The organism is Paenibacillus sp. HB172176 (genome assembly GCF_011947265.1).
GTDB lineage: Bacteria > Bacillota > Bacilli > Paenibacillales > Paenibacillaceae > Pristimantibacillus.
On record NZ_JAATHD010000002.1, the window covers coordinates 58,558 to 82,977 of the forward strand.

The window sequence follows — 24,420 nt, forward strand, 5'->3', positions numbered from 1 at the left end:
GCATTCCTCCTCTTCCTATTTGCGAGTATAGGAAGCGAAAGTGAACGGAGGGTGAACGGCTTGTTACAGTTGGGGCAGGACGATCGTGAAGCAGGTGCCATCCTTCGAGCTTTCGACTTCAATCTGTCCGCCATGAAGCTGTACGATTTTTTTCACGATGGCGAGTCCCAGCCCCGACCGTCCGGAGGATCGCTCGCGGACTTTGTCAGCTCTGTAGAAGCGATCGAACAGGAAGGGCAGATGCTCCTTGCCAATGCCGTCGCCATTGTCCTTAATCTTGATCACGATTTGAGCAAGGGACTGCTCGGCTGTCATTTCAATCGCTCTTCCCGCCGGAATATGCTCCACCGCATTGCCAAGAAGGTTCATCCAAACCTGCATGAACAGCACTTCGTCCCCTTGAAGCTTAAGCGAGGCGGGCACAGCGATTTTCAGCAACAGCTCTTTCTTCTCCAGCTGCCAATCAAGCATTTGAACGGTTTTTCGAATTTGATTCAGAAGCGAAAAGGTCGTCTTTGTTAATGGGGTCCGCTCCTGGTCCAAAGAAGAAAGCACCAGCAGCTGCTTGCTGAGCAGGGACAGATGGCGGCTCTCTTCTTCAATGATGGATGCGTATCTCGCGCGCTCCTCGTCCGGCAGACTTCCCTCGGCCAGTACTTTCGAGAAGCCTTGAATCGAGGTAAGGGGAGATTGGATTTCATGTGAAACATTGGCCACGAATTGCTGACGAGATTGGTCCATTCGTTCCAATTCTCGGCTCATGATCATGAAATGGCCGGCTAATTGGCCGATTTCGTCTTTGCGTTTGGTCGATAAGCTCAGTTTGAAATCGCCTCTCGCCATGCGCTTGGTCGCCTCGGAAAGGCGGGTGATCGGCTTGACCAAATATCTAGTGCTGATCAAAAACAAGAGGATGCTTATCGCAACAGTAAGGACGATGATCCATGCGAAGAAGCTGCGCAATTCGCCGAATTGCAGAATGACATCCGGACGAATGAAGAGGGCGAATTCACGATCAGCGAGTTGGACAGGAACGCCAACCGTATTGCTCAGCCGGTTATCGAAGAAACCGGAGATGAACAGCTTGTTCGGAAACTGCGCGACGCCGTGATAGCGGCCGCCCCCAAGCACCTCCTCGATTGCCTGCTCATTCAGATCCCGCTCACGGAAATCCTGTCCATAGAAGCGATGATCCGCTTCACCGTCGGTCAGGTACATTTCATAGCCGAGAGCAGCGGCGTTCGTCAAATAGGCATCGACGAGCTGCGGTTCTTCCTCGGCAAATTGTTTTATTTGCTCGGCTATGCCGAGCAGCTTCTCGTCGTTGAACGGCTTTAGCTGCGCGTGATAATACATGTTCGAGAAGAAGAAGCCCAGCAGACTGCTTGCGAGGATTACGGCTGCGGTAATCAGGAATACCCGGAAGTACAAGGATCTCACTTCGTTTTCACCTCGATTTTGTAACCGACGCCTCGAACCGTCTGAATGGCGAAGTCCTCGCCGTAATCGGCAAATCGCTGACGCAGCCGCTTGATATGCACATTGACGGTCCGGTCATCTCCTTCGAAATCCGCTCCCCATACAAGCGTTATGAGTTCGTCGCGCGAGAAGAGCCGCCCGGGATATTGCGCCAGCTGCGATAACAGCTCGAATTCTCTCAACGGCAGGAAGATGACGGATTCTCCGTCCGTTACTTCAAAGTTTTTGCGATCGATTATAATCCGATTCATCCGAATGATGTCGCTTGATGTGCGATTGTAACGCCTGAAAAGCGCTTTGACCCTGAACACCATTTCCTCGGGCTCGAACGGCTTCGTCATATAATCATCTGTGCCTCGCAAATAGCCCTGCTCCTTGTCGGACAGCTGATCCAGTGCAGTAAGCATAATAATCGGAATATCGTAGTTGGAGCGTATATATTCGCACAGATCATAGCCGTCCATGCCCGGCATCATAATATCGAGAATTGCCAGATCGATAGGCTCAAGCCCCAATAGGCGGACCGCTTCGGTTCCGTCTTGCGCTTCGTATATCCGGTAGCCTTCCTTCGTCAACGCATAGCGAAGCAAGGCGCGAATAGGCGCATTGTCGTCGGCCAGAAGTATATGTTTCATCATCGTTTCTCGCTCAGATCCTTCCCAGGTGGATGTTCGGTAAAAGTATCATGCGCCGCAGGGCAAGTCAAGATATGGACTGGTTTCTGAATGGCAGTTGTTGGTTGCCGCTCAGAATTCCGATATACTATGGAGCATAGAGTCATTTGGAGGTGTCGGTTTGATTGGAACTATCCTGCACATTCCGTTGTCGATAGCGCTGTTGCTGGTGCTGATCGGGCTCATCGCGTTCTTCCTTTGGCAAAAGGGAAGGCAGTCGCTCAAGTGGCTGCTGCCTGTAAGCCTGCCGATTTTTATCCTTTGCCAGCTCTACCTCTGGAATCTTGATTTCCATCATGCGGCTAAGAGCTATTTGTTCGCGAGCAGCAGCTATCATTGCGATTATGAAGAGGATTTGGAGGATTTCGAGCTGGAGCTGCCGAAGAGAACCGTACTGAAGGGAAAAGAGGATGCCTGTTCTCCGTTTTATTTGACGTATGCTAACAGAACGCAGTTTAAGATCCATTTCGATAATCAGCTTCAGCAGCTGAAGCAAGATGCGGAAATTCAGGATTTCGACTACAGCGGAGTGGAGGAGACCTATGATATCCATACCGGTTCCCGGTATGAGGTTGAATTGCTGTCCGGGGCGATTCTGCGGATTGAATATCATCCAGACGAGAAGCCTCATACCATTTCGATAACCTTTCAACCTGATTAAAAGAAGGAGCTTCCCTATGACCCTGCAGCAATTGAAATATGTCATCGAAGTGGCAAGCCGCGGCTCGATTAATGAAGCGGCCAAACGCTTGTTCATCTCGCAGCCCACATTATCTAATGCCATTAAGGATCTCGAGGAAGAGCTTGGCATCGCGATATTCGATCGCACGAACAAAGGCATATCGCTGTCGAAGGACGGCATTGAGTTTCTGAGCTATGCCCGGCAGGTTGTCGAGCAAGCGGATTTGCTGGAGGGCCGGTATCGCAACGCGAAGCCGTCGCCGCAGCATTTCTCCGTATCGACGCAGCATTACGCCTTCGCGGTCAACGCCTTCGTCAGCCTGGTGCAGGAGCATGGCCATGAGGAATACGAATTGACGCTGCGCGAGACGAAAACCTATGAAATTATTGAAGATGTTCGGACGCTGCGCAGCGAGATCGGCATCCTGTACCTGAACGATTTCAACCGCAATGTTCTCAATAAGCTGCTGAAATCCGCAAATTTGCAGTTCACGAGTCTGTTCACCGCCAAGCCGCATGTGTTCATTTCGATTCGCAATCCGCTGGCAAAGCAATCCGTCGTAACCATCGATGATCTACAGCAATATCCCTATCTTTCCTTCGACCAGGGCGAATATAACTCATTCTACTTCTCGGAGGAAATTCTCAGCACGTTGACCCGTCAGAAGAGCATCCGCGTCAATGACCGCGCGACCTTGTTCAACTTGCTGATCGGACTGAACGGCTATACCATCTCTACTGGCGTGCTGAGCGCCGATTTGAACGGCAATGAAATTATTCCGGTGCCGCTCGCGATCGAGGAGACGATCAATGTCGGCTGGATTTCCCATCGGAGCATGCCGCTCTCCTTGCTTGGAACCGCCTATGTGGCAGCGCTGGAGCATGCGGTGAAGCAATAACGGAACGGAGCGGAGCCGGGAACAAAATTCCTGCTTGAACCTTACGTAACGTCATGATTTATGATGAATCAAGCAGCAGAATGAAACAAAAAAAGATATCGGAGGAAAAGATCATGAGAAAACTCGTATTGTTCATGCATGTGTCGCTGGATGGGTATGCGTCGGATTCGAAAGGAGGACTTGATTGGATTCCGTACAACGAGGAACTTGAGAAATACGCCGAAGAGGTCGTAGCCGAAGTCGGAGCTCCCGTGTACGGGCGCACGACGTATCGGATGATGGAGAGCTATTGGCCCTCCGTGCTGGACGATGGGAATGCGTCAAGGCACAGCATGGAGCATGCCAAATGGCTGCAGGATGTGAAGAAAATCGTCATTTCCGGTACGATGGACAAGGCAGAATGGAACAATACGATGCTGATCAAGGACAATATCGCTGAGGAAATCAAAGCGCTCAAGGAACAGCCAGGCAAAAATCTCGTGATCTTCGGCAGCCCGGGAGCGGCCAAGACGCTGCTTAAGCTCGGTCTAATCGACGAATTCCTGTTCACGATTTGTCCGATCGTACTGGGAAGCGGACAATCGATTTTCGAGGGTGACGGCGAGAAAATCAAGCTGAGTCTGCTGTCGAGCCGAACATTCGATTCGGGTATTATCGCGACCCGCTACGCGTTGGAGCAATAGGAGTTCAGAGTGGAAAGCTGCTACCCGGCTCTCCGCTTCGCCCTTTGTTATAGTTATTGACTATATCCAGGTATAGTTATTAACAGTTACACTATAGCTCGAAATTCATGCTATCTTTCTTGTATTGATTTTCAAGAAGGAGTGGAGTTGCAAGATGACAAAGAGCAGTGTACTGGGTTATCCCCGCATTGGGGCTGACCGTGAATGGAAAAAAGCGCTTGAGGCGTTCTGGGCCGGCAAATTGGAGGAGAAGGATTTCCGGGATCAATTGAAGGAAATTCGATTGCAGCACTTAAAGAAGCAGCAGGAGAAAGGGATAGCGATAATCCCCGTCAACGATTTCAGCTATTATGATCATATCCTCGACACCGCGGCGATGTTCGGCATCGTCCCGAAGCGCTTCGCTTATGATGGCGGCGCTGTGCCGCTCGCGCTCTATTATGGCATTGCGAGAGGCACGAAGGAAGCAGCTGCGAGCGAGATGACGAAATGGTTCAACACGAATTATCATTATATCGTGCCCGAGCTGGATGGAGCGAATCCGACGCTGACCGAGAACAAACCGCTTCTCGCGTACCGCGAAGCGAAAGAGGCTCTGAGCATTGAGGGCAAGCCCGTTATTGTTGGACCGCTCACCTTCCTGAAGCTGTCCAAGGGTTATGCGGCTTCGGAGATCGACGCTTGGCTGAGCCGGTTGCTGCCGCTCTACGTTCAAGTTCTTCAGGAGCTGGAGCAAGAAGGCGTCCGTTGGGTGCAAATCGACGAACCGATTTGCGTGAAGGGGCTTGACGAAGGAGATTTGGCAAGACTGCGCAGCATATATGAAACTTTCGCTGCCGCCGCTCCCAAGCTGAAGATTATGCTGCAGACCTACTTCGAGTCGGTTGAGCAGTATCAAGCGTTGATTGGGCTGCCTGTCGACGGTATTGGCCTTGACTTCGTTCACGGCTTGAAGACAAACCTCGCCGCGCTGCAACAATACGGCTTTCCTGCGAACAAGACGCTCGGAGCTGGCGTTATTGACGGCAGGGGCATCTGGAAGGCGGATGCGAAGGAGAAGCTTGCGCTCTTGCAAGAAATTTCGAAGTATGTAAGTTCCGAGCAATTGATCGTACAATCCTCCTGCAGTCTGCTTCATGTGCCTGTGACAACAGCGCGAGAGGCGAAGCTGCCCGTGGAGTTAAAGGCTGCGCTGGCCTTCGCGGACGAGAAGCTCGATGAGATCGTCCTGCTCACCAGGGCTCTTGTTGAAGGGGAAGCTGCGGTCGCTGATCAGCTCAAAGCTTGCGAGGAAGAGCTGAAGTCGCTGAGGCAATCCCCGTCGCGCAATCGCTCAGAGGTGCAGCAAGCGGTCGCCGCGATTGCAGGCAAGCAGCCCGTGCGTCAATCGCCGTTCGCGAAACGCTATGAAGCGCAAGAGAAAAAATGGCAGCTTCCGATTCTGCCAACCACTACGATAGGCAGCTTTCCGCAATCGGCGGAAGTCCGCAAGGCGCGCCAGCTGTGGCGGAAGGGCGAGTGGAGCAACGAGCGGTATGAAGGGTTCGTGCGCGAGCAAATCGGGATTTGGATCAAGCTTCAGGAAGAGATCGGAATCGACGTGCTTGTTCACGGCGAATTCGAGAGAACGGACATGGTTGAATTTTTCGGCGAGAAGCTTGCCGGCTTCGCATTCACCCAGTTCGGCTGGGTGCAGTCTTACGGCTCGCGTTGCGTGAAACCTCCGATTATCTACGGCGATGTGGCATTCGAGGAAGCGATGACGGTAGAGGAGACGAAATACGCCGCATCATTAACGAATAAGCCCGTTAAAGGGATGCTGACAGGCCCGATTACAATCATGAATTGGTCGTTCGTCAGGGATGATCTGCCGCGCGAGCAAATCGCTTATCAGCTTAGCTATGCGCTTAGACAAGAAGTGGAAGCGCTCGAAGCGGCGGGAATCCCAATGATTCAAGTGGACGAACCGGCCGTTCGCGAAGGCCTGCCGCTGAAGGAAAGCGAGCAAGCCGAATATTTGGAGTGGGCGGTCAAAGCCTTCCGCCTGACCACTTGCACGGTTCAGGATACGACACAAATTCATACGCATATGTGCTACTGCGAATTCCACGACATGATTGACTCCATCGAGGCGATGGACGCGGACGTCATCTCTATTGAGACCTCAAGAAGTCATGGCGAGCTTATCCAGAGCTTCGAAGACAGAGGCTACAAGCTTGGCATAGGCCTTGGCGTCTATGATATTCACAGCCCTCGCGTCCCTCAAGTGGAGGAAATGACATCCATGATTAACCGCGCGCTACGCGTTCTTGATCCGAAGCTGTTCTGGATCAATCCGGACTGCGGGCTCAAGACTCGCGGGCTAGAAGAGACGGTCGCGTCGCTGCGCAACATGGTGGAGGCGACCCGCATTGCCAGAGGGGAATATTCAAATGTGGCAAGCCATAATTAAATAGAAGAGCGAGGTTGTCCCAGCGTCATTTATGACACGGGGCAGCCTTTTTTTTTGCACAGACACTTTTAGTGAGATAGGGTTTCAAACAAAAAATAGAAGGTATGAAGCGATGAATGTAGAAATGATTGAAGAGTAAACTGACTCTTATGTCGTTCATCATTACAGATCTGCAAGGAGGAGTTATGCGACATCCCGTTAATCCAGCAGTCTCTCGTACAAGTACTCCGTTACTTATTGTTCTAATGGTGATCATCACTTCTATTATGGCTTCATGCAGCATGTCGATTGCGAACGAAACGCTGGTTGCGAAGGACGCCGCTCCTGATAAGCTTTCTAAGGATCAATCCTCTCAAGGAGAGCATTCGGCACATTCTGGCAAGATCAGGATTGTCATTGATGCCGGACATGGCGGGAAAGATCCAGGAGCGGAAGGAGCGAGCGGAAAAAATGAAAGAGATTACACACTCGACGTCGCGCTCCGGGTCTCCAGTTTGCTCCAGCAAAATAACAAGTATGAAGTCAAACTGACCCGCTCAAAGGATGTATATATGGAGCTTGAGGACCGTGCGGCCTTCGCCAATGATTGGGAAGCGGATCTCTTCCTGTCGATTCACGGAAATACCTATACGGATTCTTCCACGAGCGGTACCGAAACGCTCTATAGCAACGAACAGAGCTTGCTGCTCGCAGGCATCATCCAGGAGCATGTGGCGGATGCCATGGGGTTTCGAAACCGCGGGCTTAGGGAGGAGGACTTGAAGGTGACGACCCTGACCCATATGCCGGCAGCTCTGGTTGAAATCGGTTTTCTTACGAATGCGAAGGAAGAAAAGTTCATGTTAAGCGAAAAAGGCAAAAAGCTGGCTGCTCAAGCTATTGTTAATGGCATTAATCAATATGTAGAACGAGGGTGAATCGGAATAAAGTTTACATAATTATAATGATGTAAATATAATACTCATCTTGGTATGGTGATCGGCCGCCTGCCGTTTTTCCATCTTCCGATATCGGTGAAGAGGAGCACGGCGAAATAAACAAGCAACGCAATTGCGATGGATCCAGCCGACCTCCAAAGCAATGGCAAGCCAAGGGAAGTCAAATACTGAAAAGCCCAATGTCCGCTGATCGACATGATAACCATGCAGAAGCTGACCTTCACGTAAGGACGGATAATAACGTAGATGCCGATAGTTCCGGACACCGAGAAGAAATTGAGCAGCGTCTGCATAACGATGCCGATTCCGATGCCGTAAGCAACTCCGATAATGCCGAAATGACTGCCGAACACGACGATCGCGGTGATCTTGAAGGCGGTGGCTACGATATAATTCCACAGCGTGGCATTTGCCCGGCCAAGTCCTAGAAGAATCGCATGCAGCGGCGCGTCAAAATAATGCAGGAAAAACATCGGAGCCATTACTTTAAGCAGCACGCCGGCTTCGGAAGAGCCGAAGATGAGGGTCGTAAGCGGCGTCGACCATACGAATAGAATGACCGTTGCCGGCGCTCCGATCAACAATCCCAATCTCAAGGCTTGATTCATCCGTTCATGCATTAATCGATCATTGTTGTTCGCTGCTGCTTCGCCAATGGCTGGAATAAGCGCCGTTGACAAGGATTGCGTGATAAAGCTCGGCATATACAGCAGCGGGAACGCATAGCCGACAAGCAGACCGAATTGCTTGGTCGCGAGTACGGTCCCGATGCCTGCAAGCGCCAGGCTTGACGATATGAGCAAGGGCTGAAATGCGCCGTACAAGGAATGAATAACGCCGGTGCCGGTCGTTGGCAGTCCGATTTGGAGCAACTCGCGCAAGGTGCTTCGACCATGCTTCAGATGCGAGGACCAGGTTTCGCCCTTCGCTTTTTTCTCGCCGTACAGCCGATAGCCCGCTGTCAGGAAGAGCAAGGAGAACATTTCGCTGACCACGGAAGCCGCCATGGCTCCCGCAGCCGCATAGGCTACGCCATAGGGGAGCAGGAGATGAACAAGGGCAAGCACGCAGGCAATCTGAACGGTATGCTCCAACACGTCGGATACCGCGATCGTCTTCATCTGCTGCATGCCTCTGAAATAGCCTTTGAGCACCGCCGACATCGCAACGATAGGCGCAATCGGCGTAATTGCCAGCATCGCGTAATAAGCTCTCTGGTCGCTGAGCAGAATGGACGCGATCCACTCGGAGCCAAGAAGCGACAGTGTCGTGAGCGCCACGCTTAGAACGCCCGTCACAGCGAGAGAAACATGAAGAATCCGCCGCACCTTCAATCTCTCATCCCGCGCATGAGCCTCCGCAACCAGCTTCGATATCGCCACCGGCAATCCGAGTTCTGTTATCGTTATGACAAGCGGAACGAGCGGATGGGCCATCATTAATAATCCGATGCCTTCCGGACCGAGCACGCGCGCGATATACATCCCGCTAATAAATCCAAGAATGCGATTGATGAATGCTGCAACGGATAAGGCAATCGTGCCTCTTATGAACGATTGTTCGGGTACTGCCATATGTTCGTCCTCCTGTTTGCCGAATATCTAAATGTATTCATCCCGAGGGGGAAGCATGCAAACAAGCTGTATGTTATCATAGGGAAAAGCTGTCCTATCACAACAAAGCTGCATCACGGAGGGAAAGACTATATGCTGCAAAGAACATCAAAGCCATTATTGACGGTCTATATCATCATTATCGTATTCCTGCTTTATATGCTGACCGTGCCGATGGAGAATGACCGGAGGGGCATCGAGAACGCCGTGCGCTCCATCGAACAGCCCAAAATTGAAATTGCTCTCATCAAGAAAGCTGAAGCAAGGAAAGCGATTGTTTTCTACGAATGGCAATCCTCGGAGAATGACTATTTCGGCATTGCCACCGTGAAGAAAAGTGTAGTCGGATGGCAATTCACGGGAGGCTCAACAACGGAAACGCCCGAGAAATATCTCATCGGCTGGTCTTATAACCATATAGAAAGTGAATTCGCCGACTATAAGGGTATTCTCTACGGCATCATTAAAGACTCGACTATTACCCATATTATTATTCATGAACAGGATGGAAATGAGCTTGATGCGAATATCGCCATGTACAGCGACGGCAAGCGCTTCTGGTATATGCTTTCCCAACGCGATGATTTGGCATCGGCTATTGTTGAAGCCTACGATGGGAACGGGAAGCTCTTGCAACGGATTCCGAGCTCTCCATAATTTTATTGTCCGGCTGTGTCGATCTTGCTGACGCCTATTCGTCGTTACTGTATAATCGAATGAATAGAAGGAGCTATTACCTATGAATCTAGCAATATCGAAGGATGGAACAAAGCTTGCCTATGACCGACTGGGCAGTGGCCCAGCGCTCATTCTAGTCGCCGGGGCGTTTAGTTATCGTCACTTTCCTGCTCAGCTTGAACTGGCAGAACGTTTGGCGAAACATTTCACCGTATTCAATTATGATCGCCGCGGCCGAGGAGACAGCGGGAATACAATGCCTTACGCGACGGAACGGGAAATTGAGGATCTTGACGCCATTATTAACGAAGCAGGGGGCTCAGCGTATGTATGGGGTTTATCCTCCGGTGCTGCGCTTGCGCTTCAAGCCGCTGCGAAAGGACTTGCGATTATAAAATTAGCATTGCATGAACCTCCATTTATCGTGCAAGCCGGTGATTTCAAACCACCTGAAGATTTTGTTAATCGCGTAAATGAATTAGGGGAGACAGATCAGCGAGCGAAGTTGATTCGCTACTTCATGATCCATGGCATGGGTGCTCCCGCGTTTGTGCCAATATTGTTGCGCATGATGCCGAAGGTTTGGTCCAATCTCATTGCGGTAGCTCATACGCTTCCGTATGATGCGGCACTGCTTGATGGTTTTATGGCCGGCAAGCCTCTGGCAAAAAAGGATTGGACTGCCGTCAAGATGCCGACTCTAGTGCTCGAAGGACGGGAGAGTCCAGCCGGGCTGCGTCATGCAACCGGTCATCTTGCGGAGATTTTGCCGAATGCGAGTCTGCTTAGCCGCAAGGGCTTGGGGCATACTAAACGATTGAATGCCGAAGCAATTTCTCAAGCGCTAATCCCATTTTTTCATGCCAACTAACCATTTTTATAGGCGTTCGACTCAGACAGCGAAGGGCAACCTCCCGGCTGTCTTTTTTGTTGCGGGGACTCTTGCGTTTCAAACCGGAATCTCACACCATAAGCCCGGGATAGGCATATCGTAGATAAATATCAATGGTTATTTACATTCGCATCAACTTCCATTATAATCATTAATCATACCGGATTACTCGGAATAAGGATGGGATCGCCGATTATGCTTACAATAGCCCTTATTATATCATTCTTCTTCGCCATGAATATCGGTGCAAGCGGCACCGCGGCTTCCATGGGCGCCGCATACGGCGGAGGAGCCGTCAATAAGAAATGGATCGCTCTTCTGCTTGCCGCGATTTCCGTCTTCCTCGGCGCTTGGCTGGGCGGCGGGGAAGTGGTGAAGACGCTGTCCGGGGGCATTATTCCCTCTGAACTATTGAATGTCGAGCTGACGATTGCGATTATCGCATCAGCGTGCTTAACTTTGTTCGTTGCTAATATGATGGGCGTGCCTCTATCGACCAGCGAGGTTACGATCGGAGCCATCATCGGCGTTGGCGTAGCCTATCAGCAACTGTTCATTGGGAAAATCATATTCATTCTGGCGGTTTGGATGGTGCTGCCTTTCGTCGCCTATTTCATCGCCTATGGTGTGGGGAAGCTGATCGCCCCGCTTGAACGAAAAATTCAAGGGAAGAGAAGCAAGCTGTATACAAGACTGTTAACCGTCTTGCTGCTTATCGCCGGCTGCTACGAAGCTTTCTCGGCGGGCATGAACAATGTGGCGAATGCCATAGGCCCGCTCGTAGGCGCGGATCTGATTTCGTCCGCATCCGCGATCCTGTGGGGAGGATTATTCGTTTCCCTGGGCGCGCTGTTGCTTGGCGGCAAGGCGCTCGAGACGAATGCGAAGAAGATCACGAAACTGACTTTGATGAAGAGTACGGCTGTTTCCCTCACTTCCGGCACCTTGGTTGTCGTCGCTTCCTTGTTCGGGTTGCCGGTGCCGCTCACACAAGCAACAACGATGGCGATTCTTGGCATTGGTACGGTAAACGATGGAAGAGCGATTTGGAAAAGCGACGTCGTGCGCAAGGTAATCAAGGTTTGGATCTTCTCGCCTCTTTCTTCCTTGCTCGTGTCTTACGCGATTGTCGCAACGGTCATTCAAGAGCATTTCATCGGCATTGTCATTTTGGCTTTGGCCGTCCTTGTCATCGCGGGTTATAGAATGTTGGGAAAAGCTTTGCTGGTCAGAAGAAAACGTGCCTTTCAGAAGTAATGCAGCTATCCATGCTTTTTGAAGAGAGCTCGTTTGACTGCAGCTCGGGTTGAAATGAACGGGCAGCTGTGATATTATGCAAGTACATTTAGGATTGGAGTTGACAGACCGTTGAGAATTTCTTGCTAATGAATCGATAAAACGTAATGGAATGTACAGGATGTCCCCCTTGGGACGGAATTGGCATTCGTATGTTTTATTCTTTACATGCAAGAAAGCTCCAGCTGTCTCTCACTCAATTGGAATAACCTTATCTAGCGCCGTTTCAAGACGGTCGCCTGATTTGAATATTTGATTTGAGCCGTGAGAATGGTACTTTCTTGCGGCTCTTTTTTATTTTATTCAAATGGGAGGATATTTCATGTCATTAATTAATGTAACCCGTCTTACCTTTGCCTATGAGGGCAATTACGATACAATCTTCGATGATGTAAGCTTCCAGCTCCACACGGATTGGAAGTTAGGCTTTACCGGACGAAATGGCAGAGGGAAGACGACCTTTCTTAAGCTGCTGCAAGGAAAGCATGAGTACAGCGGTCATATTTCGGCAGATGTGACGTTTGACTATTTCCCGTTTCCCGTCGAAGACGGGGAAGAAATGACGATTAATGTCGTTAATCAAATCGTCCATGAGTATGAGCACTGGGAATTGCTGCGTGAGCTTAATCTGCTGGGAGTAGCGGAGGATGCCCTGTATCGGCCATACCATACGCTATCCAATGGCGAGCGGACGAAGGTGCAGCTTGCGGCCTTGTTCCTGAAGGAGAACAGCTTCCTGCTTATCGACGAGCCGACCAATCATCTGGATCTGCACGGGAGAAGGCTGGTCAGTGATTATTTGAAGGAGAAACGCGGCTTCATTCTGGTATCGCATGATCGGGTTTTCCTGGATGCCTGCATTGATCACATTCTGTCCATTAACAAAACGCAGATTGATATTCAGAAGGGCAATTTCTCTTCCTGGCTGGTCAATAAGGAACGACAGGATCGGTACGAGCTTGCCGAGAACGAAAAGCTGGGCCGGGAAGTGAAGCGCATGTCCCAGGCGGCCAAACGGACAAATCAGTGGTCGCATGAGGTCGAAAAATCGAAAAATGGAACGAGAAATTCAGGCTCCAAGGTGGATAAAGGCTATGTCGGCCACAAAGCAGCCAAGATGATGAAACGCTCCAAATCCATCGAACAACGTCAGCAGACCGCGCTAGAGGAGAAATCGAAGCTGCTCAAAAATATAGAAAGCGCGGAAAACCTCAAGCTCAACCAGCTTCCCTATCACAAGAGCAGGCTCCTGGAGCTCGATCATGTGTCGATCTATTACGGCGAGGAGCAGGTTTGCGAGGAGGTGAGCTTTGTGATAGAACAGGGAGAACGAATTGCGCTTGCAGGCCGGAACGGATCCGGAAAATCAAGCCTGCTAAGGCTCATTCTCGGAGACGATATGAGTTATAGCGGGGCTGTTCGTAAGGACCGGGAATTGAAAATTTCATATGTGTCTCAGGATACGGAGCATCTTGCCGGCAGCTTATCCGCCTATGCGGCTGATCAAGACATTGATGAAAGCTTGTTCAAATCGATTCTGCGCAAGCTTGATTTCTCCAGACTGCAATTCGAGAAGGATATCGCTTCCTACAGCGGGGGTCAGAAGAAAAAGGTGTTGATCGCGCGAAGCTTATGCGATGCTGCCCATCTCTATGTTTGGGATGAGCCGCTCAACTTCATCGATGTCATCTCGCGTATGCAGTTGGAGGAGCTGCTGCTCGCCTACAAACCGACGATTCTGTTCGTCGAGCATGATCAGGCCTTCTGCGAGCATATTGCCACGAAGACGATTGAACTTTGAGCAAATGATCAGCTTTACATACCCTTATGGGGTATGTTAGGATAACGATAAGGAGGCTGAGCGCATGGAATTGGAACAGCAATCAGAAGCAGCTTGTCATGCCGGGAATCACGAGCGTAAGAGCCATCATTCCGATGCCGTCAAGAATAATTTGACTTCGAGATTGAATCGAATTGAAGGCCAGGTACGCGGAATTAAGGGCATGATCGACAAGGATACGTACTGCGATGATGTGCTCAATCAGCTTGCCGCCGTTCAGTCTGCGCTTAATAGCGTAGGGAAGCTTCTGTTGGAGCATCATATGAACAGCTGCGTGGTCGAACGGCTTCAAGAAGGCGATCACGATGTGATCAAAGAGCTGATGGTAACCATGAACAAGCTGATCAAATAATTAGCTGAAGGAGCGATGAATCATGTCATCAGTTACATTGAAGGTTTCCGGAATGTCTTGCGGTCATTGCGTGAGTTCCGTCGAAGGTGCGATGAAGGAACTGGGCGCAAGCGGCGAGGTGGATCTGAAGAGCGGAGCCGTTACTGTCCGTTATGACGAGTCGAAGGTGACACTGGACGCGATTAAGGAAGCCATTGAGGATCAAGGCTACGATGTGGTGAAAGGATAGGGGAGGAGGGTATCCCCTTCCTATTCTTTTTTTTGGTTTATATATACCCCATAAGGGTATATTAACAGAAGAGGTGAATCCAATGAATGAACAACAAGCTAACTCGAATGAAATCGATTTGAATCTGGTTGGCATGACCTGCGCGGCTTGCGCCAGTCGAATCGAGAAGGGGCTGAACAAGCTGCCCGGCGTGAGCAAGGCGACCGTTAACTTCGCGCTGGAAACCGCCCATGTCTCATACAGCGAGGCAGAGATTTCCGTGGAGGCTATGCTGGATAAAGTACAGAAGCTCGGCTATCAGGCGATATTAAAGCAAGCGGGTGGACAAAACTCCGATTACAAGAAGAAGGAGGTTCGCCGCAAAACGGTTCAGCTGTCGCTGTCGATTCTATTGTCGCTGCCGCTGCTTTGGGCGATGGCCGGTCATTTCTCTTTCACGTCATGGATCTACGTGCCAGAGCTCTTCATGAATCCGTGGGTTCAGCTGATTCTGGCGAGTCCGGTGCAATTTCTCATCGGAGGCCAATTCTACATCGGCGCGTATAAAGCTCTGCGGAATAAGAGCGCCAACATGGATGTGCTCGTGGCGCTGGGCACCTCAGCCGCTTATTTCTACAGTCTCTACCTCACCCTGGAGTGGGCTGCGGACGAACGGGCCATGCATGCACCCGAGCTCTATTATGAGACAAGCTCGATTCTCATTACGCTCATCCTTCTGGGGAAGCTATTCGAATCGCTGGCCAAAGGACGAACCTCCGAGGCGATCAAGAAGCTCATGCAGCTTCAGGCGAAGGAGGCCATCGTCATTCGCGACGGGGTGGAAATGACGCTGCCTGTCGAAGAAGTCGTCGTGAATGATACAGTAATCGTAAAGCCCGGTTCAAAAATTCCGATTGACGGGGAGGTCATAGACGGTCTCTCCGCCGTGGATGAATCGATGCTCACCGGAGAGAGCTTGCCCGTTGAGAAGAGAGCGGGGGATACTGTGTTCGGAGCCACGTTGAACAAGAACGGTTCTCTTCGGATAAGGGCCGCACGAATCGGCAAGGAGACGGCGCTTGCGCAGATCATCCAGGTTGTAGAGGACGCGCAGGGCTCGAAGGCGCCGATTCAGCGCGTGGCGGATAAGATCTCCGGCATTTTCGTGCCTATCGTCGTCGGAATTGCTGCGATTACCTTCTTTGTCTGGTTTATGTTTGTCGATCCCGGCGATTTCGCGTCTGCATTGGAGAAAGCCATCGCGGTTCTCGTCATTGCCTGTCCTTGCGCACTTGGACTTGCAACGCCGACTTCCATCATGGCCGGCTCCGGCCGGGCTGCGGAATTCGGGATTCTCTTCAAAGGCGGCGAGCATTTGGAGGCGATGCAGCGGGTACACACGATCATTTTGGACAAAACAGGCACGGTAACGAAGGGGAAGCCCGAATTAACGCATATTGAAATCATCGACGGCATGAACGAGGAAGAAGCGCTGCGGCTTATCGGCTCGGCAGAGAAGCAGTCGGAGCATCCGCTGGCTGAAGCGATCGTAAGCGGCATCGCGGATCGCGGCATCCTTCTTTCTTCGACGGAGCAGTTCGAGGCTGTTCCCGGCTACGGCATTCGCGCGACCGTAGATGGCAAGACGGTTCTGGTAGGCACACGCAAGCTTATGCAACAAGAGGAAGTGGACATTAGAAGCGCAATCATGTCCATGGAACTGCTCGAGAGCGAAGGCAAGACGGCAATGCTCGCAGCTATTGAAGGGAAATACGCGGGACTGATAGCAGTCGCCGACACGATCAAGGAATCCTCGAGAGCAGCAATTGCGAAGCTCAGAGGAATGAATATCGATGTCATCATGGTTACCGGCGACAACCAGCGAACGGCAGAAGCGATTGCGAGGGAGGCGGGCATCGAGCAAGTGCTGGCCGAGGTGCTGCCTGAGGGCAAAGCCGCCGAAGTGAAGAAGCTGCAAGCCGAGGGCAAGACCGTAGCTATGGTCGGAGACGGCATCAATGACGCGCCAGCGCTGGCAACTGCGGATATCGGGGTGGCAATCGGAACCGGAACGGATATCGCGATGGAGGCCGGAGATATTACCCTGATGCGCGGCGATCTTGCAAGTCTTGCCGATGCGGTCGTCATGAGCCGCAGAACCATGGCCAATATTAAGCAAAACCTGTTCTGGGCGCTTGGCTATAACGCGCTTGGCATACCGATCGCGGCGATCGGTCTTCTTGCTCCGTGGGTGGCGGGCGCCGCCATGGCGCTTAGCTCCGTATCCGTCGTCATTAACGCTCTGAGATTGCAAAGAGTGAAGCTCTAGGGTCTGAATGCGCCGCGAGACGGCTATACTAGCTGGTATGGGCAGGCCTGCCTGTTCCAATCAAGGATGGAAGGAAGACATCGATTTTGAGAACATCAATCGCAATTGCAGCAGCAGCGGCAATGCTGGCAACGGCATTAAGCGGCTGCACCAATCATCACATTTCGGATGCGGGACAAGCTCCCGACAGCGGCTATGAAGCCTCGAATCACACTAACATGGCACTCGGTGCGTCTACAGGCATGGATATGCTTCACTCTTCTTCGGCAGAGCTTCCCGAAGGCCTTCAAGCGGCAGAGCATCCCAAGTTCAAAATCGGCAGCAGCGTCATTCTTCATGCTGACCATATGCCGGGCATGGAGGGCGCGAATGCAACGATCGTCGGCGCCTATAATACGATCGCCTGCGCCGTAACCTACACGCCGACAACGGGAGGCGATGAGGTGAAGGATCATAAATGGGTCATTCGCGAGGAGCTCCGGAACGCGATTAGAAGCGCTTTATATCCGGGAAATGAGGTAGTGCTCGAAGCCGATCATATGAACGGCATGGCAGGGGCTCGGGGAACTATCGATTCCGCTGAGAAGACGGTCGTCTATATGGTCGATTATACGCCGGCCGACGGCGGGGAAATGGTGAAAAATCACAAGTGGGTAACGGAGGACGAGCTGTCGTATTAGCCGTTCAGTCCGGCGGAATGCTCGTTGATCATACTTGCAGTGCAAAAAAGCGATTAGACCTTAGGCTTTCGAGAGCATAAGGTCTATTTGCTATGCAACCTTCCAGATGCTGGATGCGTCTATTTACTAGTAACAGAGGGGGAAAGGATTGTGATGTTTTGAATTGGAAGTCGCTTACAATTGTAGTCGCGGCGGCGATTATGCTGGCAGGTTTTTGGTTTTACGCCAATCGTTCTTCAGCGGTCTATGAACGAATTATGAATAAGGATGGCTATGAAGTCCACATGCTTCTGGAACAAATTTCGACAGAGTTTGATGTGCAGCCGGAATGGATTCCGAAGCAGGATGGCGAGGAAACGAAATTAAATCTTGTTATTGCGAACCAATACGATACGGATATTGTGCTTGAGAGCATAAGTAGATGGGATCGGAACATTGTTGTCAATATCCAAGGGAAACATAAGCTTGACCGGCATTCTGGGCAGTTTTTATCCAACACAGTATTCAATCCTGACGGGTCTTACTCATTCACAAATGGCGAGAAACGTTGGTCCGTAACAAGCCCTGCAGGTGAAGATCTATTGAAAGAGAGATACGGCAATGGCGATGGACCAGGCGATCAATCAAGTATAAGTATCGACATCAAGTATCTGGATCAAATGAAGGAAGGCTTTCACGTTCGTTTCTCGGGTTACAATGCCTATCATTATCGGCAGACGCAGCAAGATCACTCTTTGTTCTGGCTTATCTTCTCTCTATTCATCGTAATAGCGCTCGTCAAGCTCTACGATTCCCGCTCCGAGCAAGAGAGACATCTCGGATGGAAGCTGATTGGTTATAGCATTCTCGGCGGCTTTACGTTTTCGCTTAATTCGCTTCGAATTCCGCTTGGGTTTATCCTCTATTTGATGTTTCTCAAGAAGGATAAGACGAACAGCGATATTAAGCATAAAGCCGCTTTACTTGGATTGCTCGTCTACGCGATGCCTTTCTTCGTTTCCATTTTCTCCAGTTAGCTAACCGTCTTGCACAGCAAGAACCGCCTCCCTTATAATAGAGCTATTGCAACAAGGGAGGCGGTACACATGGCAAATCATTTTGCCGGTATAAGACGCGACTCATGCAGAGCCTACATTTAGGGCGATCTTTGCATGAGGGGATTCGATGAACGCATCGCCCGTCAAATCGACTCTAATGAAAGGCTTTGCTCTTATTTGGATTATCCATCATAATAAGGAGCTGAAAGCCATGAGTCAAACATTCATTAAAAACCATCAATATAACGAAATCAAGAAGCAAATCGGCAGGCTGCAGAAGGCGTGCATGACCGTATCCGACAGGAAAGTGATCGAAGCGGTGCGGGACGAAACAGCAGCGAAGATTAGCGCCTTGTTCTCGGACGCGGACGAGAAAGGGAAGGAATTGCTGGGCGGTCTGGAGACTTTGAAGGAAGAAGCGGATTTTCGGCGTTATATGAGCGCGTTGGAGCCTTATTTAGCTGAATTCGAGCCGGTGACGGAGAGCGGAATCAAGAAGCTGTTTCCCAAAATCAAGAAGCTCAAAGTGCCCAATCTGGCGGAGATGGACTTCAGGCATATGACGTACCTGGGCTGGAGGGATATTGCGACGAATCGCTTGTTCATCGTGTATCGCCAGAACGGCAAGCTCCTTGGCGTCGAGGGAAAGTATGCGCCATCGAACAAGAAAGGCGTTTGCTTCGCCTGCAACCGACATGCCGAGGTTGCTTTATATACGGCAGCGGCCAAATGGAAGCCGACCGGAGCTTCGTCTGATTATTATAGAGCGATAGGCAATTATCTCTGCGTGCACAGCGAGACTTGCAACGAGAACATCACGAATGTGGATGCTCTGGAGACCTTCCTTCATGGCGTGCTGGTGGGGCCGTAACTTTATAGCCTTTCAACGAGAGCTGCTTCAGGGGACATTACTTCCTCGAAGCAGCTCTTCTCATGCCTATAACCGCTAATCAGCAGCAGAAGCCAGAATCGGCGCAATCGATTGCCGGAATACATCGGCCTCGCTGCGATCCTTCTTGCGCTTATCGTCTGTAAGCACGACCACTGTCTCCAGCTTTGGTATAATGTAGATGAACTGTCCGCCGTAACCCCTTGCATAATAGTAATCAAAAGCGGTGAAGGCGATCGAACCTTCACGGGTTTCAAGCTCGTCCGGGCCGAAGCTGTCTATCCACCAATGCCAGCCGTAGAAGCCTCGGTTTGGCCGATTGACGGTAACGTAGGGCTGAGTCGATATTTTGACACGCTTCTCGGACAGGAGCCTCCGGCCTTGCCATAGGCCATTCCCAAGGAACAGTTGCCCGAATGCGAGCATATCCGAGGGACGAAGCCATAGTCCGAAACCGCCGGTGTGTATGCCCTTGGGATCGCTCTCCCAGCGATAATCCCGAATGTCCAGCGCTGAGAAAAGACGCTCCTCGGCGAAGCGGGCTACGGGATTGCCGACGGCCTGCGCCAGAATGGCGGAGAGGAGCTGGGAGGCTCCGGAATTATACTCCATCCTCGCACCTGGCGTTTCAGCCATTGGCTGATCTAACGCGAAGCGGACCCAATCGTCCGTTCGCGTCATTCGAGGGAATGAATTCTGTCCTCCGAATTCCGTCCAATCAAAGCCGGCCGTCATCGTAAGGAGATGCTCTAGCGTTATAGCCCTCTTCCTAGGGTCTGGATCAGCGTCAAGCTCGGGGAAAAAAACAGAGATCGGCGTGTTCGCCGCCGGAAGAAGCCCTTCGTCCATCGCGATGCAGATTAAGGCGGATAGAATGCTTTTCGTGCAGGAATTGATCTTGCTGATTTCACCAGGAATGCTTCGGTTACGGTAATGCTCGAACAGGAGCTTATTGCTCCGCGAGATCAGGCAGCTTCTTAGATCGTAAGACGCGATAGCCGCTAATAATGCGGAAGAATTCATGGTATCATTCCTTCATAAGTCATTTGGTCCATTGCCGCTCATGCTTATGCTCCATCATAACAAATTCGATCATTGGAAAGCGAGGAAGTACGAATGGAATATGTGAAGCTTGGAAATACGGGATTGGATGTGTCGCGCATTTGCCTTGGCTGCATGAGCTTCGGGGATACGAAGCGTTGGACGCATCCATGGCTTCTTGATGAAGAGAACAGCCGCCCGATTATGAAGAGGGCGCTCGAGCTTGGCATTAACTTCTTCGATACGGCCAACATTTATTCCACGGGCGCCAGCGAAGAGATCGTTGGACGCGCTTTGAAGGATTATGCGAATCGCGATGAAATTGTCCTTGCAACGAAGGTTCACTTCCGCATGCAGGAAGGCCCTAACGGCTCTGGGCTGTCACGCAAGGCTATCATGAGTGAAATCGATAAGAGCCTGAAGCGTTTGGGAACGGATTATGTGGATCTTTACCAAATTCACCGATGGGATTACAACACGCCAATTGAAGAAACGATGGAGGCACTGCATGATGTGGTGAAGGCAGGCAAGGCCAGATATATCGGCGCATCGGCGATGTATGCATGGCAATTCCTCAAGGCTCTGCATGTGGCCGAGAAGAATGGATGGACCCGCTTCGTGTCCATGCAGAATCATCTTAACTTAATCTATCGCGAGGAGGAGCGGGAGATGATGCCATTGTGCAAGGCGGAGAAGATCGGCGTTATCCCCTATAGTCCGCTGGCAGCGGGACGACTTGCTCGAGATTGGTCCGTATCCACCTTGCGATCCGAAACCGATCAGGCGCAGCGCATGAAATATGACGCAATGGCCGAGCAAGATCGGCCCATCGCGGATCAACTTGCCGTCATTGCCGAAACTCGCGGAGTGCCCCGCGCACAAATCGCGCTGGCCTGGTTGTTTCAGAAGGAGCAGATGACGGCGCCTATTATCGGCGTGACAAGCATAGCCCAATTGGAAGAATCTCTTGGCTCGCTTGACATCACTCTGTCGCAAGAGGAAATTGCTTCGCTTGAGGAGCTGTATGTTCCCCACCCAGTGGTTGGGGCTCTGTAGCAGGAGAAGAGAGGAAATTGAAGGATGAAACAGAACAAGTACGATGACAATGCCTTCTTCGAGGCTTATGGCCAAATGGCCAGATCGGTGCAAGGACTTGAAGGCGCCGGCGAATGGCATGCCTTCAAAGCCCTGCTGCCAGAGCTTCAGGATAAGCGCGTTCTAGATCTGGGCTGTGGATATGGCTGGCATTGCCGCTATGCGCTCGAGCAGGGGGCCGGTTCCGTTGTCGGTGTCGATATCTCGGAGCGAATGCTCCAGCAAGCGCGCTCCATGACAGACGATCCGCGCGTGAAGTATATTCAGCATGCTATTGAAGATTTGGAGCTGCACAGCGAATCCTTCGATGTAGCGATCAGCTCGCTGGCCTTTCACTACATTGCGTCATTCGGGGATATTTGCCGCAAAGTGTTCAAGCTTTTAAAGCCGGGAGGCGAATTCGTGTTTTCGGTCGAGCATCCCGTCTTCACGGCTCGCAGCGAACAGGATTGGCATTACGGCGAGCAAGGCGAGCGCGCGCATTGGCCGATTGATCATTATCAGGAGGAGGGGCTGCGGGATACTTCGTTTTTGGCTGAGCATGTGATCAAATATCATAGGACTTTGTCTACGTATCTGAATGAGCTGATCGGGTCCGGCTTCACTTTGAAGGCGGTCAACGAACCTTTGCCTGCCGAGGAGTTGCTTCTCAGACATCCCGAAATGTCGGATGAGCTGCGGCGTCCCATGTTCCTCATCCTCGCGGCGGTAAAATCATCATGAACGAGGTGATTTCCCTTGTTTATCAGAATATTGACAGAAACAGATGCAGAAGCCTATCAGGCCATACGATTAACGGCATTAACAATTAATCCGGAAGCATTCGGTTCCACTTATGAGCGAGAAGCCGCATTTTCGATAGCAGATGTTCGACAGCGCATCAAGCCATCCGCGAAGCAATGCGTGCTCGGCGCTTTCGACATGTCCGAGACATTAATCGGAATCGTTACTTTGCTAAGGGAAAGCGGAAAGAAGACCAGTCATAAGGCGAACGTATACGGTTTGTTCGTCTCAGAGAATCAGCGAGAAATCGGGGTCGGAAGAGCTTTAATGGAGGCCCTGCTGCATGAAGCGCGAAGAATGGACGGTGTTGAGCAACTTAATCTAAGCGTTGCAGCAAGCAACGCTGGAGCGATTAAACTGTATCAAGCTATGGGCTTTCGAAGCTACGGTCTTGAGTATCGCTCGCTGAAGGCTAATGGGGATTATGCCGACGAATATTTAATGACTTATTGGCTGCTGGAGAGTGATGCCAACATTTACTGGAATCAGGCTCACAGCCGGCCAAATATTTAATTATGATGACGTCGAGAGTGAACAAGTTAATCGACAGCATTCATCAATTGGCGAATAAGGACCGCGAATCGCTGGAGCGGATTTTCCGCGAGTATGACTCAGAGCTGCTTTAGAGCAGAGCAGGCATTTGGGGAGGACAAACATGATTCTATGGCTAAACGGCGCTTTCGGCGCCGGCAAAACCACTGTTGCTTACGAGCTGCATAGACGACTGCCGAATTCATTCGTATACGATCCCGAGAATATCGGTTATTTTATACGAAAGAATGCTCCTGAATCTATACAGAAAGACGACTTCCAGGATCATGCTCTCTGGAGACAATTCAATTACGATATGCTTAGTATGCTGGCTGAAGAGCATGAGGGAGTTATTATAGCGCCAATGACTCTCGTGGATCCCGTCTACTTCAGTGAAATCGTAGAGCGCTTGCGAAGAGATGGAACTCAGCTCTGCCATATAACGCTCGCGGCAAAGCGAGAAACCTTGCTTAAGCGTCTGAAGAAGCGCGGAGACTTCAGTCAATCTTGGCCTGCAAAGCAGGTCGATCGCTGCGTGAACCAGCTTTCTGAGCAGATGTTCGGATGGCATCTGCAGACGGACGAGCTGGGCGTGGAGCAAATCCTGGATCGTATTGCTGATCATGCTGATCTGAAGCTGTTGCCGGATCAACGCAGTGCGACTAAGAAATCATGGGACCGCTTCGTCACCAAGCTGAGGCATATTCGCTTCTGAAGTAAATTCCTTGTCAGTGAATGAATTATCGCTCTAGCAGGCTAAGAACCTGCTCTCTAATTTCCGGGAGCCTAATCGCTTCGAACTCTGGATGCTTCTTGAACCATCTATTGTTGAGCGGAGAAGGATGGGGCAGAACAATGGCTGGTTTGCCCTTCAGAACTTGATTGGCGAATATCAGCTCCTCGAAGGAGCGATTGCCGAACAAAAACTTCGCAGCTCTTGCGCCGATGACGATGTACAGCTCATTATCAACTAACTGCATCTCGCGCTCGAGCCATTTGCGGGCGCAGGAGAGGGGAGGAGGATTGTCTCCTCCCTTCGGTTTTTTGCCGGGAAAGCAATGAGAAATAGCCGTGATATAGAAGTTGTCTTCATCGTAGAATACTTCGTCGGTTATTTCGTACCATTTGTATTTAAGCGTGTCGCCGGAGAGATCATTGAACGCCTTTCCGGTAAGATGCACATTCCTGGAGGGCGCTTGGCTGATTTGCATCATTTTGGAGCGGGCATGGCCATGAACAATTGGTTTCGGCGGAAACCCGAATCTGCCCTTGCAGTCCTGGCATTGCTCTATTTCTCGTTTTAGCGCCTCAAGCTCCATGCTCATCATCTCCCCTCGGTCGTTCGGCTTC

24 protein-coding genes are annotated in these 24,420 nt (G+C 51.0%); 19 read left to right on the forward strand and 5 right to left on the reverse strand.

Features of this window, described 5'->3' with window-relative positions:
• Positions 1-63: 63 nt before the first annotated feature.
• Together HFP08_RS02575 and HFP08_RS02580 are read right to left on the reverse strand one after the other, a co-directional pair.
• Positions 64-1,440: a sensor histidine kinase gene (locus tag HFP08_RS02575; protein WP_168118960.1), complete on the reverse strand. Its 1,377-nt coding sequence runs from the start codon at positions 1,438-1,440 to the stop codon at positions 64-66.
• Positions 1,437-2,114 (reverse strand): response regulator transcription factor, encoded by a 678-nt coding sequence (locus HFP08_RS02580; RefSeq protein WP_168119433.1) that lies wholly within the window; start codon positions 2,112-2,114, stop codon positions 1,437-1,439. The genes HFP08_RS02575 and HFP08_RS02580 overlap by 4 nt, the downstream gene beginning before the upstream one ends.
• 160 nt (positions 2,115-2,274) lie before the next feature.
• Here HFP08_RS02580 and HFP08_RS02585 point away from each other — a divergent pair, with 160 nt between their 5' ends.
• The 5 genes from HFP08_RS02585 to HFP08_RS02605 all read left to right on the forward strand — a co-directional run bounded on the left by HFP08_RS02585 (position 2,275) and on the right by HFP08_RS02605 (position 7,785).
• A complete protein-coding gene (locus HFP08_RS02585) occupies positions 2,275-2,814 on the forward strand; it encodes a hypothetical protein (RefSeq protein ID WP_168118961.1) in 540 nt (179 codons plus the stop codon).
• Between the two features lie 16 nt (positions 2,815-2,830).
• Positions 2,831-3,733 (forward strand): LysR family transcriptional regulator, encoded by a 903-nt coding sequence (locus HFP08_RS02590; protein ID WP_168118962.1) that lies wholly within the window; start codon positions 2,831-2,833, stop codon positions 3,731-3,733.
• Positions 3,734-3,846: 113 nt separating this feature from the next.
• The gene (locus HFP08_RS02595; protein ID WP_168118963.1) at positions 3,847-4,416 is read left to right on the forward strand and encodes a dihydrofolate reductase family protein; all 570 of its coding nucleotides are present in this window, start codon (positions 3,847-3,849) and stop codon (positions 4,414-4,416) included.
• Between the two features lie 154 nt (positions 4,417-4,570).
• Complete coding sequence (gene metE, locus HFP08_RS02600) at positions 4,571-6,868, forward strand: 5-methyltetrahydropteroyltriglutamate--homocysteine S-methyltransferase (RefSeq protein ID WP_168118964.1); 2,298 nt, start codon at positions 4,571-4,573, stop codon at positions 6,866-6,868.
• A 185-nt stretch (positions 6,869-7,053) separates the two neighbouring features.
• Positions 7,054-7,785 carry an N-acetylmuramoyl-L-alanine amidase family protein gene (locus HFP08_RS02605; protein ID WP_168118965.1) on the forward strand — a complete coding sequence of 244 codons (732 nt, stop codon included), beginning with the start codon at positions 7,054-7,056 and terminating at the stop codon, positions 7,783-7,785.
• Positions 7,786-7,829: 44 nt separating this feature from the next.
• Here the strand turns inward: HFP08_RS02605 and spoVB are convergent, their stop codons facing one another.
• Positions 7,830-9,380 (reverse strand): stage V sporulation protein B, encoded by a 1,551-nt coding sequence (gene spoVB, locus HFP08_RS02610; protein WP_168118966.1) that lies wholly within the window; start codon positions 9,378-9,380, stop codon positions 7,830-7,832.
• Between the two features lie 132 nt (positions 9,381-9,512).
• On the opposite strand from spoVB, the gene HFP08_RS02615 reads away from it, so the two are divergent.
• From HFP08_RS02615 to HFP08_RS02660, 10 genes are all read left to right on the forward strand, one after another.
• Positions 9,513-10,076 carry a hypothetical protein gene (locus tag HFP08_RS02615; RefSeq protein WP_168118967.1) on the forward strand — a complete coding sequence of 188 codons (564 nt, stop codon included), beginning with the start codon at positions 9,513-9,515 and terminating at the stop codon, positions 10,074-10,076.
• Between the two features lie 82 nt (positions 10,077-10,158).
• The gene (locus HFP08_RS02620) at positions 10,159-10,968 is read left to right on the forward strand and encodes an alpha/beta fold hydrolase (RefSeq protein WP_168118968.1); all 810 of its coding nucleotides are present in this window, start codon (positions 10,159-10,161) and stop codon (positions 10,966-10,968) included.
• A 216-nt stretch (positions 10,969-11,184) separates the two neighbouring features.
• Positions 11,185-12,246: an inorganic phosphate transporter gene (locus HFP08_RS02625; RefSeq protein ID WP_168118969.1), complete on the forward strand. Its 1,062-nt coding sequence runs from the start codon at positions 11,185-11,187 to the stop codon at positions 12,244-12,246.
• Between the two features lie 361 nt (positions 12,247-12,607).
• Positions 12,608-14,086 (forward strand): ribosomal protection-like ABC-F family protein, encoded by a 1,479-nt coding sequence (gene abc-f / locus HFP08_RS02630; protein ID WP_168118970.1) that lies wholly within the window; start codon positions 12,608-12,610, stop codon positions 14,084-14,086.
• Positions 14,087-14,150: 64 nt separating this feature from the next.
• Positions 14,151-14,477 carry a metal-sensitive transcriptional regulator gene (locus HFP08_RS02635; protein ID WP_168118971.1) on the forward strand — a complete coding sequence of 109 codons (327 nt, stop codon included), beginning with the start codon at positions 14,151-14,153 and terminating at the stop codon, positions 14,475-14,477.
• A gap of 22 nt (positions 14,478-14,499) precedes the next feature.
• Positions 14,500-14,706 (forward strand): copper chaperone CopZ, encoded by a 207-nt coding sequence (gene copZ / locus HFP08_RS02640; protein WP_168118972.1) that lies wholly within the window; start codon positions 14,500-14,502, stop codon positions 14,704-14,706.
• Positions 14,707-14,788: 82 nt separating this feature from the next.
• Positions 14,789-17,014 (forward strand): heavy metal translocating P-type ATPase, encoded by a 2,226-nt coding sequence (locus HFP08_RS02645; RefSeq protein ID WP_168118973.1) that lies wholly within the window; start codon positions 14,789-14,791, stop codon positions 17,012-17,014.
• Between the two features lie 122 nt (positions 17,015-17,136).
• Complete coding sequence (locus HFP08_RS02650; protein WP_168119434.1) at positions 17,137-17,694, forward strand: YdhK family protein; 558 nt, start codon at positions 17,137-17,139, stop codon at positions 17,692-17,694.
• A 158-nt stretch (positions 17,695-17,852) separates the two neighbouring features.
• Positions 17,853-18,710: a hypothetical protein gene (locus tag HFP08_RS02655; RefSeq protein WP_168118974.1), complete on the forward strand. Its 858-nt coding sequence runs from the start codon at positions 17,853-17,855 to the stop codon at positions 18,708-18,710.
• Positions 18,711-18,942: 232 nt separating this feature from the next.
• Positions 18,943-19,602: a FusB/FusC family EF-G-binding protein gene (locus HFP08_RS02660; protein WP_168118975.1), complete on the forward strand. Its 660-nt coding sequence runs from the start codon at positions 18,943-18,945 to the stop codon at positions 19,600-19,602.
• 75 nt (positions 19,603-19,677) lie between these two features.
• Here HFP08_RS02660 and HFP08_RS02665 read toward each other — a convergent pair whose 3' ends face one another.
• The gene (locus HFP08_RS02665; protein ID WP_168118976.1) at positions 19,678-20,643 is read right to left on the reverse strand and encodes a serine hydrolase domain-containing protein; all 966 of its coding nucleotides are present in this window, start codon (positions 20,641-20,643) and stop codon (positions 19,678-19,680) included.
• Positions 20,644-20,736: 93 nt separating this feature from the next.
• Between HFP08_RS02665 and HFP08_RS02670 the strand changes: the two genes are divergently transcribed.
• From HFP08_RS02670 to HFP08_RS02685, 4 genes are all read left to right on the forward strand, one after another.
• On the forward strand, positions 20,737-21,717 hold the full coding sequence (locus HFP08_RS02670; RefSeq protein ID WP_168118977.1) for an aldo/keto reductase: 981 nt from the start codon (positions 20,737-20,739) through the stop codon (positions 21,715-21,717).
• A 24-nt stretch (positions 21,718-21,741) separates the two neighbouring features.
• Complete coding sequence (locus tag HFP08_RS02675; RefSeq protein WP_168118978.1) at positions 21,742-22,479, forward strand: class I SAM-dependent methyltransferase; 738 nt, start codon at positions 21,742-21,744, stop codon at positions 22,477-22,479.
• Between the two features lie 15 nt (positions 22,480-22,494).
• Complete coding sequence (locus HFP08_RS02680) at positions 22,495-23,052, forward strand: GNAT family N-acetyltransferase (RefSeq protein WP_168118979.1); 558 nt, start codon at positions 22,495-22,497, stop codon at positions 23,050-23,052.
• A 142-nt stretch (positions 23,053-23,194) separates the two neighbouring features.
• Positions 23,195-23,785, forward strand: a complete 591-nt coding sequence (locus HFP08_RS02685) for an AAA family ATPase (protein WP_168118980.1) — start codon at positions 23,195-23,197, stop codon at positions 23,783-23,785.
• Positions 23,786-23,810: 25 nt separating this feature from the next.
• Here the strand turns inward: HFP08_RS02685 and HFP08_RS02690 are convergent, their stop codons facing one another.
• Positions 23,811-24,389 (reverse strand): uracil-DNA glycosylase family protein, encoded by a 579-nt coding sequence (locus HFP08_RS02690; RefSeq protein WP_240941047.1) that lies wholly within the window; start codon positions 24,387-24,389, stop codon positions 23,811-23,813.
• Positions 24,390-24,420: the final 31 nt, after the last annotated feature.

Coding starts and splice junctions, on each gene's coding strand:
- HFP08_RS02580 (WP_168119433.1), bottom strand. CDS start 2,114: ATGAAACATATACTTCTGGCCGACGACAATGCGCCTATTCGCGCCTTG.
- HFP08_RS02590 (WP_168118962.1), top strand. CDS start 2,831: ATGACCCTGCAGCAATTGAAATATGTCATCGAAGTGGCAAGCCGCGGC.
- HFP08_RS02595 (WP_168118963.1), top strand. CDS start 3,847: ATGAGAAAACTCGTATTGTTCATGCATGTGTCGCTGGATGGGTATGCG.
- metE (WP_168118964.1), top strand. CDS start 4,571: ATGACAAAGAGCAGTGTACTGGGTTATCCCCGCATTGGGGCTGACCGT.
- HFP08_RS02605 (WP_168118965.1), top strand. CDS start 7,054: ATGCGACATCCCGTTAATCCAGCAGTCTCTCGTACAAGTACTCCGTTA.
- spoVB (WP_168118966.1), bottom strand. CDS start 9,380: ATGGCAGTACCCGAACAATCGTTCATAAGAGGCACGATTGCCTTATCC.
- HFP08_RS02615 (WP_168118967.1), top strand. CDS start 9,513: ATGCTGCAAAGAACATCAAAGCCATTATTGACGGTCTATATCATCATT.
- HFP08_RS02620 (WP_168118968.1), top strand. CDS start 10,159: ATGAATCTAGCAATATCGAAGGATGGAACAAAGCTTGCCTATGACCGA.
- HFP08_RS02625 (WP_168118969.1), top strand. CDS start 11,185: ATGCTTACAATAGCCCTTATTATATCATTCTTCTTCGCCATGAATATC.
- abc-f (WP_168118970.1), top strand. CDS start 12,608: ATGTCATTAATTAATGTAACCCGTCTTACCTTTGCCTATGAGGGCAAT.
- HFP08_RS02635 (WP_168118971.1), top strand. CDS start 14,151: ATGGAATTGGAACAGCAATCAGAAGCAGCTTGTCATGCCGGGAATCAC.
- copZ (WP_168118972.1), top strand. CDS start 14,500: ATGTCATCAGTTACATTGAAGGTTTCCGGAATGTCTTGCGGTCATTGC.
- HFP08_RS02645 (WP_168118973.1), top strand. CDS start 14,789: ATGAATGAACAACAAGCTAACTCGAATGAAATCGATTTGAATCTGGTT.
- HFP08_RS02650 (WP_168119434.1), top strand. CDS start 17,137: ATGCTGGCAACGGCATTAAGCGGCTGCACCAATCATCACATTTCGGAT.
- HFP08_RS02660 (WP_168118975.1), top strand. CDS start 18,943: ATGAGTCAAACATTCATTAAAAACCATCAATATAACGAAATCAAGAAG.
- HFP08_RS02665 (WP_168118976.1), bottom strand. CDS start 20,643: ATGAATTCTTCCGCATTATTAGCGGCTATCGCGTCTTACGATCTAAGA.
- HFP08_RS02670 (WP_168118977.1), top strand. CDS start 20,737: ATGGAATATGTGAAGCTTGGAAATACGGGATTGGATGTGTCGCGCATT.
- HFP08_RS02675 (WP_168118978.1), top strand. CDS start 21,742: ATGAAACAGAACAAGTACGATGACAATGCCTTCTTCGAGGCTTATGGC.
- HFP08_RS02685 (WP_168118980.1), top strand. CDS start 23,195: ATGATTCTATGGCTAAACGGCGCTTTCGGCGCCGGCAAAACCACTGTT.
- HFP08_RS02690 (WP_240941047.1), bottom strand. CDS start 24,389: ATGGAGCTTGAGGCGCTAAAACGAGAAATAGAGCAATGCCAGGACTGC.